Origin of the sequence: Chryseobacterium fluminis (assembly GCF_026314945.1) — a bacterium.
GTDB lineage: Bacteria > Bacteroidota > Bacteroidia > Flavobacteriales > Weeksellaceae > Chryseobacterium > Chryseobacterium fluminis.
On record NZ_CP111121.1, the window covers coordinates 2179923 to 2193604 of the forward strand.

The 13682-nt window shown below is 40.9% G+C and carries 11 protein-coding genes and 1 pseudogene; 4 read left to right on the top strand and 8 right to left on the bottom strand.

Going from position 1 to position 13682, the window contains the following annotated elements; translation table 11 throughout:
• Positions 1-5: 5 nt before the first annotated feature.
• The 3 genes and pseudogenes from ODZ84_RS09930 to katG all read right to left on the bottom strand — a co-directional run bounded on the left by ODZ84_RS09930 (position 6) and on the right by katG (position 4726).
• Complete coding sequence (locus tag ODZ84_RS09930) at positions 6-1565, bottom strand: T9SS type A sorting domain-containing protein (protein ID WP_266176860.1); 1560 nt, start codon at positions 1563-1565, stop codon at positions 6-8.
• 527 nt (positions 1566-2092) lie between these two features.
• A complete protein-coding gene (locus ODZ84_RS09935) occupies positions 2093-2293 on the bottom strand; it encodes a hypothetical protein (RefSeq protein WP_266176861.1) in 201 nt (66 codons plus the stop codon).
• Positions 2294-2445: 152 nt separating this feature from the next.
• Positions 2446-4726 (bottom strand): annotated as a pseudogene (katG, locus tag ODZ84_RS09940) (catalase/peroxidase HPI).
• Between the two features lie 337 nt (positions 4727-5063).
• Here katG and ODZ84_RS09945 point away from each other — a divergent pair.
• A complete protein-coding gene (locus ODZ84_RS09945; protein WP_266176862.1) occupies positions 5064-5525 on the top strand; it encodes a heme-binding domain-containing protein in 462 nt (153 codons plus the stop codon).
• Between the two features lie 11 nt (positions 5526-5536).
• Positions 5537-5950 carry a thiol-disulfide oxidoreductase DCC family protein gene (locus ODZ84_RS09950; protein ID WP_266176863.1) on the top strand — a complete coding sequence of 138 codons (414 nt, stop codon included), beginning with the start codon at positions 5537-5539 and terminating at the stop codon, positions 5948-5950.
• Positions 5951-6070: 120 nt separating this feature from the next.
• On the opposite strand, the gene ODZ84_RS09955 is transcribed toward ODZ84_RS09950, so the two are convergent.
• The gene (locus ODZ84_RS09955) at positions 6071-7501 is read right to left on the bottom strand and encodes an alpha-amylase (protein ID WP_266176864.1); all 1431 of its coding nucleotides are present in this window, start codon (positions 7499-7501) and stop codon (positions 6071-6073) included.
• Between the two features lie 189 nt (positions 7502-7690).
• On the opposite strand from ODZ84_RS09955, the gene ODZ84_RS09960 reads away from it, so the two are divergent.
• Positions 7691-8371 carry a DUF4290 domain-containing protein gene (locus ODZ84_RS09960; protein WP_266176865.1) on the top strand — a complete coding sequence of 227 codons (681 nt, stop codon included), beginning with the start codon at positions 7691-7693 and terminating at the stop codon, positions 8369-8371.
• A gap of 2 nt (positions 8372-8373) precedes the next feature.
• Positions 8374-9681 carry a UDP-N-acetylglucosamine 1-carboxyvinyltransferase gene (murA, locus tag ODZ84_RS09965; protein ID WP_266176866.1) on the top strand — a complete coding sequence of 436 codons (1308 nt, stop codon included), beginning with the start codon at positions 8374-8376 and terminating at the stop codon, positions 9679-9681.
• Positions 9682-9881: 200 nt separating this feature from the next.
• Here the strand turns inward: murA and ODZ84_RS09970 are convergent, their stop codons facing one another.
• From ODZ84_RS09970 to ODZ84_RS09985, 4 genes are all read right to left on the bottom strand, one after another.
• Positions 9882-10193 carry a cysteine methyltransferase gene (locus ODZ84_RS09970; RefSeq protein WP_266176867.1) on the bottom strand — a complete coding sequence of 104 codons (312 nt, stop codon included), beginning with the start codon at positions 10191-10193 and terminating at the stop codon, positions 9882-9884.
• A 209-nt stretch (positions 10194-10402) separates the two neighbouring features.
• The gene (locus ODZ84_RS09975) at positions 10403-10966 is read right to left on the bottom strand and encodes a YiiX/YebB-like N1pC/P60 family cysteine hydrolase (RefSeq protein WP_266176868.1); all 564 of its coding nucleotides are present in this window, start codon (positions 10964-10966) and stop codon (positions 10403-10405) included.
• Between the two features lie 188 nt (positions 10967-11154).
• Positions 11155-11622 carry a DUF1801 domain-containing protein gene (locus ODZ84_RS09980; RefSeq protein ID WP_266176869.1) on the bottom strand — a complete coding sequence of 156 codons (468 nt, stop codon included), beginning with the start codon at positions 11620-11622 and terminating at the stop codon, positions 11155-11157.
• A 117-nt stretch (positions 11623-11739) separates the two neighbouring features.
• Positions 11740-13470, bottom strand: coding sequence for a T9SS type A sorting domain-containing protein (locus ODZ84_RS09985; RefSeq protein WP_266176871.1), 1731 nt, complete (start codon positions 13468-13470; stop codon positions 11740-11742).
• Positions 13471-13682 lie beyond the last annotated feature (212 nt).

Below are 13682 nucleotides of genomic sequence, written 5' to 3' on the forward strand. Positions count from 1 at the left end.
CTCAGTTATTTCTTAATTAATTTAGCATTCGCCGTTTTATCCGTATCCGTTTTTATGACCACCAGGTAAGCGCCCTGAATCAACGGCTGTGTATTGATCTTAGTTACCTTATTTTTAGTTTTTAAGCTTTGCAGTTGTCTTCCGCCCATATCATACACCACAATCTCCGCATCCTTAAAGTCAAAGCCGATTTCCACATACGCATAATCCGACACCGGGTTCGGGTAGATTTTTATATCCTGCTTTTCGATCAGCTGATCAATCTGTTGATCTCCCAGCTTTACAATTTTCCAGTTCTCTTTTCCCAGTTCCTCAGCACTGGTGCCTGCCAGGATAATAGAGCCATCCCTGTTGAGCTTAATATCAGATAACCGTTCCTCTTTTTTAGAAGACTGCCCCTTCACATGCTTTCTCCACTGCTCATTTCCGTTTTCATCCAGATACAGCATCCAGAATTTTTCATCATCAGCTTCTATCCTGCCTTCCGCCTGGGTATAACCACCTAACAAGATTCCCGTCGTCAGGTCTTTATTCTTTTCTCCTTTCTCTTTTTTCTCGATAACGCTCATTCCCATCAGTACATCCCTGTTTTTAAAGTTGTAGGACTTCTGCCAGACTTCTTCTCCCCTGTTATTTAAAGAAATCAGCCATAAATCCGTTCCTTCGGTGATCCCGACTGATTTATTTCCCGATCTCTCCGATCTCGATTCTCCTCCAACGATATAGCCGCTCGAAGTCAGTGCCAGGGTTCTTAAATGGTCATCTTCTTTTCCGCCGAAGTTCTTTTCCCATTCCACTTTTCCGTCTTTGGAAAGCTTTATGATCCAATAGTCGCCTTCCCCGAAATTTTCGGTTTTCTTGGAGCCACCGGTTGTGCTTCTGGAGTAAACGCCTAACAGAGCTCCGCCGTCTTTTGTCGGAATCATTTTCTCCACTTCATCCAGGCCTTTTCCGCCCAGAATCAGCTGGGACAGTTCTTTCCCGTTTTTATCGAGTCTTACCACCAGAACATCTTTCGATCCATATCCTTTAGCTGAGTTTTGAACGTTTCCTGCGACGAAAAATCCCAAGTCAGTCGTCTGGATCACCGCTCTCGCCTCTTCATCAGAAGCGGTACCGATCGTTTTTTGCCACATTTCTTCAGCAAAAGGACTAATTCTGACCAACCATATATCGGATCCTCCTTTCGAGTCTTCTTTTTTATCCAATCCTTTTCCTGAAAATGAAGTTCCTGCCAAAAGAAAACCACCTTCCTGCGTAGCAACTGTTGCTGATAAAAAATCGTGATTCTGTCCGGAGAAATATTTTTCCCAGACTTCTTCGCCCTGCTGGTTGAGTTTAACCAGGTGAAATTCATAGCCCTTATTCTGTTTACCGCCTCCAGACGGTATCTTCGTACTTTGAATGCTGCTTCCCGAAATTAGGTATTGCCCGTCGATGGTCGTGGTGACCTGGCTCAGGAAATCCTGGGTGTTGGATTTGATATCTTTCTGCCAGATTACTTCCTGGGCAGAAAAATTTAAAATAGTGCATAAGAAAAATGCACTCCTGTAGAGTTTTTTCATTCCCTTGTTTATTGAGTTTAACAGTTATTTTTTTAAGCGTGCAAAGCTACTACTTTTCAATGGGTTAAAGAACTGATAGATGAAATTTATTTTAATATGTTAACGTTTTTATTATCAATCTGTTCGCTTCATGAAGTGCATCTTTTATTTCTGTAAATATATTTCGATATAACGACAAAACATGTCGCAATACAATAAATGATGCATCGCTTTATATAAAGGTTGGAAACAAAAGATAATTTTCTGAGTACTGTTGAATACCACACTAAGTTCTTTTATTTAGAATGTATATTTTTACCGTTCATATATTATTTTATCTCAGCCTTTAACTCAATACAATCATCTGAACTGACTTGAGAACACCACACGGTCATTGTTGATAAAAATGATCTTTATTGAATGACAGACCTCTCAAGCTTTCTTTACGTCCTCAAAGGAAAATCAGTAAGGACAGTTTATAATTTGATGTTGAGATCCGTAATCATACAAAAGCAGGCCGTTTTGCAACTGACGAAACGGCGTGCTTATTAATTACAATTCCTGCAGTAGCTTTTATCTACATATTCTTTGTTTCCTCCTGAAGACAGATAATAGCAGCCTCCTTTTTCGCCTACATACAATGGATGGACGTTGTAGCTGCAAGATCCTGAGGCATTATCATTTCCTCCGCTGTTTTCACATGAACACAAGGTGATTGATAATACAATAAGTAAAAATGATTTTTTCATAGCTAAGTTTAGATAGTTAATGTTTTCTTCAGCAAAACTAGGTCAGGAATACCGTCAAAAAATACGGGAAACCATAAGCAGGAAGCATTGTCTTTTTTACGCAAAAAAGCAGCTCCTTTCGAAACTGCTTTATTTGAATATTCTTGTTTTAATTACTTTAAATCAAACCGGTCGGCGTTCATCACTTTCACCCAGGCGGCAATAAAGTCATTGACAAATTTTTCCTGTGCGTCTGAACTGGCATACACTTCTGCAACAGCCCTCAGTTCAGCATTTGATCCGAAGACAAGATCTGCCCGCGTTGCGGTCCACTTTTTCTCACCGGTCGTGCGGTCTGTCCCTTCAAACAATTCACGGTCTTCTGAAGCAGCTTTCCATTGGGTACTCATATCCAGGAGATTGACAAAGAAGTCAGGGGTAAGGGTCCCGGGACGCTCTGTTAAAATACCGTGAGAGGAACCGTCAAAATTTGTATTTAAAGCTCTCATTCCTCCGACCAGTACCGTAAGTTCCGGAGCCGTAAGATTGAGTAACTGGGCTTTATCGATCAATAAAGATTCTGTAGAAACGGAGAATTTTTTCTTCGTATAATTTCTGAATCCGTCTGCCTGAGGTTCCAGGTATCCCATTGATTCTACATCGGTCTGCTCCTGTGAAGCATCCATTCTTCCCGGTGCAAAGCCCACTCTCACGTCGTGACCGGCGTTTCCGGCCGCTTTTTCAATACCGACACTTCCCGCAAGCACAATTAAATCCGCTAATGAAACTTTTTTATTCCCGGACTGAGAATCATTGAAATCATTCTGGATATTTTCCAGAACGGATACCACCTTCTGAAGCTGATCAGGATTATTCACGGCCCAGTATCTTTGAGGTGCCAGACGAATTCTCGCCCCGTTTGCCCCGCCGCGCTTATCACTTCCCCTGAATGTGGAAGCCGATGCCCAGGCCGTTGATACCAATTCAGAAATGCCTAATCCTGAATTTGAGATTTTATCTTTTAAAGATTCGACATCATCACTGTCAATCAGTTCATGATTCACTTCAGGAATCGGATCCTGCCAGATCAGCTCCTCCTGCGGAACTTCCGGGCCCAGGTAACGGGCTTTCGGGCCCATATCCCTGTGCGTCAGCTTAAACCACGCTCTCGAAAATGCATCGGCAAATTCTTCAGGATTTTCGTAGAATCTTCTTGAAATTTTTTCATAGGCAGGATCTAACATGAGGGACAGATCTGTGGTCAGCATGGTCGGTCTGTACTTTTTGGCGGGATTAAATGCATCCGGGATAATCTCTTCCCCATTCTTTGCCACCCACTGATGAGCTCCGGCAGGACTTTTCGTCAGTTCCCACTCATGTTCGAAAAGATTTTTAAAGAAATGATTGCTCCATTCTGTCGGTGTTTCTGTCCAGGTCACCTCCAGGCCGCTGGAAATGGTATCGGGGCCTTTTCCGGATTTATAGGAGCTGTTCCATCCGAATCCCTGGGCTTCAATTCCTGCCGCTTCAGGCTCCTTTCCTACATGATCTGCCGGCCCTGCGCCGTGAGCTTTCCCAAAAGTATGTCCGCCGGCAATTAAAGCCACGGTTTCTTCATCATTCATTCCCATTCTTCCGAAAGTATCCCGGATATCTCTTGCGGCGGCGATAGGATCGGGATTTCCGTCCGGGCCTTCAGGATTTACATAAATTAATCCCATCTGTACTGCTGCCAGGGGCTTCTCTAAATTTCTAGAGTGAATATCTCCGTCTGCATCATCGTCGGTAGGAAGAACGCCCCTGTTCTCTACCACGCCTTCCGAACCGTGGGCATAGCGAAGATCTCCTCCCAGCCAGGTCTTCTCGGCTCCCCAATACACATCCTGATCCGGTTCCCAGGCATCTTCACGACCTGCTGCAAATCCGAAAGTTCTGAGTCCCATAGACTCTAGTGCAACATTTCCGGTAAGGATCGAGCAGATCCGCCCAGGAAATACGCCTACCGTATTTTTGTTTGATTGGCCACAGCAGTCGTCGGGCTTTATCTAAACTTACGTTGTCCGGCCAGCTGTTCAAAGGAGCAAAACGCTGCTGCCCGGCTTCTGCCCCGCCCCTGCCGTCACCTAAACGATAAGTCCCGGCACTATGCCAGGCCATACGGACAAACAGCGGACCGTAATGCCCGAAATCGGCCGGCCACCAATCCTGAGAATCGGTCATCAATGCATGCAGATCCTGTTTTACAGCTTCGAGGTCCAGGCTTTTAAAAGCTTCGGCATAATCGAAATCTTCATCCATAGGATTGGAAAGTCTGGAATGCTGACGCAGAATATCTACTCTCAATTGTTCCGGCCACCAGTCTTTATTCTGGGTTCCCCCGCCGGCTACGTTTTCTTTTTTCATCGTTCCGTTGTGAAACGGACATTTGCTGATGTCATCAGAGTTATTTTCCATATTGTTTAATTTTTGTATTATTTCTATTAAGTTGATATTTTTTAATTAACCAGTGGACAAATCTACCATTGTTATAAAATAAATACAATCTATCATAGATATTTTCATGATAGTTAAAAACGATAATATTGCCTTTTTGTTGATTACATGAACTTGTGCGCACAGCGGGTGAAATAATGCAATTAAGATAATAAAATTTTACATTTAATTATATATTTCCTACTTAAAACTAAATAAATTTACAATCATTTAATATAATATGAATATAATGTATACATTTCACACTTTCTGATTACAGAAAATTTAATTAACTTTATGTCTAAATATGAATTTGGATATGAAAAAAGTACTTGTAGTGATTCTCGTTGCGTTTATTATACTTCAGTTTTTTCCTATTGATAAAACCAATCCTGCCCCTACTCCGGGCATGGACTTTTTAACCATAAAAAAGACACCTCCTGAGACTGCAGAAATGATCCGTACCTCTTGTTATGACTGTCATTCCAATGAAACTGCATATCCCTGGTATTCTAATTTCGCTCCGGCATCGTGGTTTCTGAAAAACCATATTAATGAAGGAAGAAAGCATCTTAATTTTTCCACCTTCGCTACCTACGAACCTAAAAGACAGCTTCACAAACTGGAGGAGTGTATAGAAATGGTGGGGAAAAAAGAAATGCCTCTGGAATCTTATTTCGTAGGACATCAGGATGCGAAACTTACTGATGAACAAAGGAAACTGTTAATTGATTATTTCAAGAGAGAAAAAGCTGAAACCGAGAGAAAAATGTCATTTTAAAATAATACATCATGATAGAAAACTGGCAGGAAAAACATATTGTATTTTTTGACGGAGATTGCGGGGTCTGCAATTTCTGGGTACAGTGGATTTTGGAAAGGGATAAAAAAGATGAGTTCCTGTTTGCATCACTGCAATCGGATTTCGGTCAGAAATTTTTATCTGAACGAAGTTTGGACACGAAGGTTTTTAACACCTTATACTTGTGGAAACCCGAACAGTATTATGTAGAAAAGTCTCAGGCAGTTCTGAAAATTGCCGGTTTGCTGGGCGGTATTTATAAGCTTTCAGGCATTGGAAAAATCATTCCCAGATTCCTGAGTGATCAGGTGTATGATATGGTTTCGAGAAACAGGATGAAGCTTGCCAATCAGAAATGTTATCTGCCGACCCCTCACCAGAGAAAAAAATTCATTGAGGTTTAAAATACAGCCATTCTAATATCGTTATATCTCTAATATCCATAAAAACAAGACTGCTTCACGAAGAAACAGTCTTTTTATCCTGATAAGCTTACGGATACACAGATTCTAACAATTATTTTATTACTGATTTAAAGACCATACGGAATAAGAATTGGGCGCGCACTGAATTTTCACCCATTTGTCGCTCTGGGTGGTCGGATACCATCCTGAACTTCCCGTAAAGTCCTTAATCTGCTGGCCCGCCCAGTTGGTCTGGATCCATCTTTCCTGCCAGCTGGAGGAAGTATTGATGTACACCACCAATCCGGGATTTCCGTTATAGCCGTTTCTCCTGGCAATATACTCGTCATTGTCGGTATACAGAATGGAGGTTGTACCGGTAGCTTTATTGTTGTGAATCCAGATCAGATTGTTCAGCCTTTCTTTATTCAGCCATTCTTCATAATCCCTGTAAAAGACCGTCGGATATCCCTCGTGGGTCAGAATATAGGCATACGCCGGCATTTTGTTACTGATGATGTCTGTATCGTGATTCGCCACAAAAGTGACCGCCCTGTACGGATTTCTTTTCCACATCATATCATCATTCAGGGCATTCAGATTTCCGTTATCAAACGCCTCGTCCATCTTATAATACGCTGCAAAATCGAATACGGAGCTGTTGGCATTATTAGCCCACCATTCTAAAGTATTCACATTGGAATCCCACAGTTCTCCCACAGAAAATCCACCGACATTTGAATTCCAGGTATTCACGACCCAGGGCCCGAATCCCTTCACGTAATCAAACCTCCATCCATCGAATTTCATGACATTTTTATAATATTTTCCGACAGAATCATCTCTTCCCCAAAGCCAGTCCTGGACGTAAGGATTCGCATGGCATAGATCCGGAAATCCGCCGAAAGCTCCTTCATCATTATTGCCATAGGCATTTTTATAAAAGTCATTATAGCTTCTCGGAAATTTTCCTGAAGCCACTCCCGAAAAATTGGTCCACGTATTGGTTCCGGTAAAAGGATTGGCTTCCGATTGTCCCCCGCTGTTATGATTAATAACAATATCAGCATAGACCTGCATATTTTCCGCATGTGCTTTTGTAATTAAAGCCTCCAACTCTGTTCTTGAGCCGAAACGGGTTTCTACGCTTCCGTTTTGGTTAAAATTTCCAAAATCATAGTAATCGGTCGGATCATAGCCCATAGAGTAGGCTCCGTTCTGCGCTTTAGAAGCTGGAGGAAGCCAGATGGCTCCGATTCCTGCATTGGACCAGTCGGTTACTTTTCCTTTAACGGTATTCCACCAATTTCCCCCATCGGGAACATCCCAGTAAAACCCCTGCATCAGAACACTTCCTCCCGGTCCCGCAACAAATTTTCCATGGGTTGAAACTCCTGTACTGAACGGGCGCCCGTCATGCTTCGTCACATTCACTATTTTATCATGAATTTCGGCGTTTCCCGGCGTTTCCGGAATGAGTTCATCACTATTGCGGCAGGAACTCATACATCCGACTGCCAGTAATGAAAGTAATAAATGTCTCTTTTTCATATTAAAAGTTTTAATTATTAAAGCATTACCTAAATTACAATTTTATTAAATAAAATTCTATTCCATGTGAAATATTTTTCCAAATCAACACTCATATTCTTAAAATTATTATTTAAATCTTGATTAAAAATGTATAAACTTTAAAGATTTTCGGTACAGTTTTTCCATTAATCCATATATTTGCAGACTATGGAATACAATACCCAAAAAACTCAGCTTCATTTGCCCGAATACGGCAGAATTATACAACAGTTGGTTGAACGTTGCAAAGAGCTTTCTACAAAAGAAGAAAGAAGCGAAATGGCCATGGCCATCATTGATTTTATGGGTCAGAGAAACCCTCAGCTTCGCGATGAAGAAAATTATAAGCATAAACTTTGGGACCATCTTTTTATTTTAGCCGATTATGATCTGGATGTAGATTCTCCCTATCCTTTTCCTACGAGAGAAGAACTGGCTGAAAAACCAAAAAGAATGGAATACCCGAAACTTCAGGGTGACTTTAAATTTTACGGGAAAAGTATTCTTCAGTTAATCGAAAAAGCAATCGAACTGGACCAGGGTGACGAAAAAGAAGCCCTGATTGAGGTTATTGCCAATAATATGAAGAAATCTTACAACGTATATAATAAAGAGCATGTAACGGATGATGTGATCTTCCGCCACCTGAAAGAACTTTCGGAAAACAGACTGGATCTGACGGGAATAGATTCGCTGGAGAAAAGTAAAATCTATTACACGACCAACAGCAACAATCGAAATAACAACCAAAACAACAATAACCGGAATAACAACCGAAACAACCAAAATAACAAAAGAAGACACAACAATAATAACAACAATAATAATCATAATAAAAACAGAAAGTAGACATGAGTGGAACATTTCAGATACGGGGAGGAAAAAGATTGCAGGGTGAAATCACTCCACAAGGAGCAAAAAATGAAGCTCTACAGATTCTATGTGCCGTTTTATTAACTGATGAGGAAGTGAGGATTAAAAATATTCCTGATATCCACGACGTTAATCGATTAATTGAAATCCTGGGCGATTTCGGTGTAAAAGTGGTAAAAAACGGTCACGGAGACTATACTTTCAAAGCTGATAAGGTAAATTTTGATTATATAAAATCCAGCGAATTTAAAAAGGACGGTGCAAAACTGAGAGGCTCGATCATGCTGATGGGACCCATGCTGGCAAGATATGGTGAGGCCTATATGCCGACTCCGGGTGGCGACAAAATCGGGAGAAGAAGGCTGGACACTCACTTCCAGGGACTTGTAGAACTGGGTGCAGAATTCAACTACGACGAAGAGGAATATTTCTATTCCTTAAAGGCCAAAGAGCTTAGAGGAACATTCATTCTGCTGGAGGAAGCTTCTGTAACTGGAACCGCCAATATTGTTATGGCAGCAGCTTTAGCCAAAGGAAAAACAAGAATTTACAATGCAGCATGTGAGCCTTACCTGCAGCAACTCTGTAAAATGCTGAACCGGATGGGAGCCAATATTTCAGGAATCGGGTCCAATTTATTAACCATAGAAGGCGTAGATCATCTTGGCGGGACTGAGCATACGATGCTTCCCGACATGGTGGAAATCGGATCCTGGATCGGTCTTGCAGCGATGACAAAATCTGAAATCACGATTAAAAATGTAAACTGGAATCAGCTGGGTGTTATTCCCAATACTTTCAGAAAACTGGGAATCGAACTTGAGCAGAGCAATGATGATATTATTATTCCGGCCCAGGAAAATTATAAAATCCAGAAGTTCATCGATGGTTCGATCTTAACGATATCTGATGCACCATGGCCAGGGTTCACTCCAGATCTGTTATCCATAATTTTAGTAGTAGCCACACAGGCAAAAGGCAGCCTTCTGGTACACCAGAAAATGTTTGAATCAAGACTTTTCTTTGTGGATAAACTAATTGATATGGGCGCCCAGATTATCCTTTGCGATCCTCATAGAGCAACTGTTATCGGATTGAATCAGGAAACTCCGCTAAGGGGAACGACCATGGTTTCTCCGGATATCAGAGCCGGAAATGCCCTCCTTATTGCAGCACTTTCTGCTGAAGGAAAATCAATTATCCACAATATCGAACAGATCGACAGAGGATATGAAAATATTGACGGCAGGCTGAAAGCCATAGGAGCTGATATTGAAAGAATTTAATTAATTTTATTTTAAATACGAGACCATCTTCACGGTGGTCTTTTTTTATACTGCAAAGTGGTTACTTTTTAACAGGATTATTCTTCTCATTAACATTCTCCTTTCAGAGCTTCTTACTAGAGTACAATTTTGCTAAATAAAAAACGGCTGCCAGAGGAATAGGCAACCGTTCACGTAATTAAAACTATATGAACCTTAGATCAAGAGTATTTTCTGCACGTATATTCTACTGCCGTACTCAAGAGTTTATTTTTATACAGATAAAATTCAAGTTTCTCGAAATCATCTGAATTTACATTAATGTATAACTGAACAGATCCGAAACTGAGACCATTCACATATTCCACGTTGGCCGATAACACCCGGTGACATATTCCGAACTGATTATAAATGGTATTCATCAGATGCTCGAATTTCATTTTCCCATTTAATTCCACTTCAAGGATCAGTTCTTTTTTAGGCAGGCTCGGTTTGTTTTGTAAAACCTGCAGGTTCGAATTTGGTGTTATCATAACAAAACATTTTTTGGATTTAATGATAGAATTGTTGCCCCGTTGCGTTAATTCTTTCACAAAAATATAAAAAATTATTAGTCCACCAAATTAGTAGACTAATAATTTCTAATTTTAACATATTTATTTTTCATTTATCAAAGTTCTGATTGAAATATTACTATAGGGATTAAAAAAAGCGAACTTCCGTCCGCGATAAAAGATTTTATTTATTTTAGTTCTTCCATTTTTTCCAACTTGTCGGAAGCTGCCAGACCATTCGGATTGCAACCTGGCTCCCCTTCCGGAACCTTAAGATTTTTCTTTTGGTAAAACGCTTCCCAAAATGCATTTACTGTTCCGGTTTCAGGATCTGTAAAAGTCATAGGCTCCAATTTGAAAATATGATCTTTTCTGAAAGCTCTTTCAATGAAATCTGAACAGTAGTAGGAATTTTCATCCAGAATATAATTGAAATTATACGGTTTCCCCAACATCGAATTCGCCTTTTCAATAGCAGCGGGAATGGTTTTCCGATATTCAGATCTTAAACGGTAGACCACCACTTTCTGTCCGTCCTCAGCCTGGTCCTTCAGAAAATCTTTCATTAATTGTCTTTGAGAGCCTCCTTTTGGCGCAGCATGAAGCACAAAAAAGCTGTTTCCGCTCTTTTCAATAATTCCGATATGGTCGTACGAGACATTTTTCTGTTTTTGAGTAACATTGTTGATGGCTCCTGAAAGACCGGTTTCCTTTGCAGTCACAAAAAGCAGATCACCGTTTTGTAATTTCATGTTTTGCTTTAAAGCACAGGAATTCAGCATGAGAATACAGGCACATAACAATAGTACGGTTTTATTTATTCCGGAAACAAATTTCTTTTTACAATACATCTTCATGGCCCAAAAGTACAAAACAGAATGTATACTTTTTGACTCAGGTTCCCGAAGATTAAGTTAAAAATTAACGGATATTTCCAGAATTATTTTTTCAGGTTAGTTTTATACTGAGTTTCGTATACATCAATCCATTCTGCGACCGTCATTTTTCCGGCCAGTTCGGCCAGTAACTGAAAGGGAATATCATCCATTTTTTTGAAACGGATACAGGATTTCCCCATATCCAGTTTTCTTTTTGAATGTCTGGGAAATTCCTTGACAAACCAGTCCAGCAGTTCAGGTTTTGCATAGAGTCCCATATGATACAGGGCAATAAAATTCTTCTGGGATGCGATTGTTATAAACGGTAGCGGTGATCCTGGCGCACAGTGGTAACCCGCCGGATATGTTTCCAGGGGAACGCTCCACCCAGGCATTCCATAGCTGACGCCCTGCTTAAAACCCGGCGGCAGGTTCTTACTGATCAGATCCATTATTTTTCTGAAAGCCTCCTGTCTCTCTTCAGGAATTTTTGAAATATAATCTTCCGGGGAATTGGCTGGAATGTGCATGTTTTGATTTTTAAGGTGACTAAATTAAACTTTTCGATGTATCGGGCAAACAGAATCATAAAAGAAAGACAGCTGTATATCTAACACAGCTGCCTCCAGTTATAAAAATCTGAAAAATTAATTCTTAATGGCTTTCGTTGTAAATTGAGACCCGTCCCTGAATTTCAATGTCACCATATACAATCCCGAATTCAGGAATCTCAAATCGACTTCTTTCGTCGGATTATCGATGGTTCTCACAATCCTTCCTGTAACATCACTGATGGTAACCGCGGTCACCTTTTCAATTTCAGAGACATACAGTACATCTTTAAACGGATTAGGATAAATGGAAAGTTTCCGCTTATGGGCGTCTACTTCGGAAGTGGATAACTGAGCTGTTTCCCAATAGACATCATCCCAATAATATGATTTGCTGTCATTGGCTGCCCTGATCGCAATTCTCGCACCTGCAGGAACCGCTGCAGGAACCGCAACCGTATATTCGGAGCCTGCTGCTGTATAACTCGTATTACTGATGGCCAAGGCCTGTAACGGGACAAAAGTACCGGCATCAGCAGTATTGGTGACATACCCTACCGTTAAAGTACCCGGTGCTCCACTGCTCACTCTGGCTTTCAGTCTCAGCTGATAATTCCCTGAATTAATGGTACTGAAAACAGGAAGCACAACATAGGTAGGTGTATTGGAAGCGGAATTAAACTGGTAAATATTACGGGTCCCGGAAGCCGGTGTCGTAGAAGTGATCGTTTGTGAACCTGTTCCTGCCAGTCGGATCCAACAATCCGGAACGATGGATCCCGTGGTGTACGAATCAAAATTTTCGAACAGAGAAGTTACCGCTCCGCAGGCTGTTTTAAAGTTCCCGGAAAAAGACCATGCACTCTGTCCGGTTGCCGAACTGCAATTGGACCTTACCCAATAATAATAGGTTGTATTTGGATTTAAATTATCAATTAATCGCGTGGTTCCCGTTACCCCGGAAATCGTAGGTGCTGCTCCTGCCGCAGGTGCGGTATTGGTGGTACTGTAATAAATATCATAACTCACCGCCGATGCTGAATTGGGAGTCCAGGAAACCTGCGCTGAACTGGAAGTAACAGTACCTACAGGCTGTAAAGTAGGGGCTACACAATCTGAATATGCATCAGCAGAAAAGGCAAAAATATTTGAAACGCCTGTACCTGCAGTTTTTGTTACCGTTACACTCTGTATCGGTTTTGTCTGATTGGCGGCATCCAGGGTCAGCAAGGTCTGGTATAATCTTGGATTTGTTGAATTCGGTTCTAAAACGTCATTGGCCCGATTGATTCTTCCGATGCCCTGGATGGCATAATTTGTTCCTCCATACCAGTCGGAAAGAGCCACACCGGAAAAAATCTGATTTGTATTATCCGTAAAATTTACCTGTACCTGAACGGTAGAAGTACCACTTCCGCTTGTTGACAGCATGTACAGTCTGAAAGCAGCTTTTGGGGAAGCGAAAGTTAACACCCCACTGTCAGAAGCAGCAACCAGCTTTAAAGAATTGTTTCCACTTAAGTTCCCCAGCTGAAAACTCAGCCCCGGAGTAGCTGCTACTACCGTATTAATAACTCCGTTAGCCGGAATTCCGTAAGTAAGCGGTGTGCTGGAAGATGTCAGTTGGTAATCTCTTGCTACAAACGCGAATGAAACGCCATCTACATCTGAACTGGTAGATAAAGAGGATGACCCTACCCCATTGGCTATAACATCTGCCGTATAACCGGACTGTACGGGCATGGTCTGAAAGTTTTGAGCCATCATGAATGTGGCAGAGAAAAGAGTCGCAACATTCAGGACTCCAAAAAGTAGTTTAATTTTCATATTTATTACTATTAGCGTGATAAATTTATAAAAAAAATAATATAAAAATATTTTATTTGATTATTTTTCAAATAAAATTTACATTCCTTATAAATTAATATAAATACTTTAAAGAATTCAGAAATAAAAAAACCTAACTGTAAATAAACGGTACATGAGAAAAACCAACAGAATACAACAATCGCTGTGAATATAAAAAATTTGAAAGACCG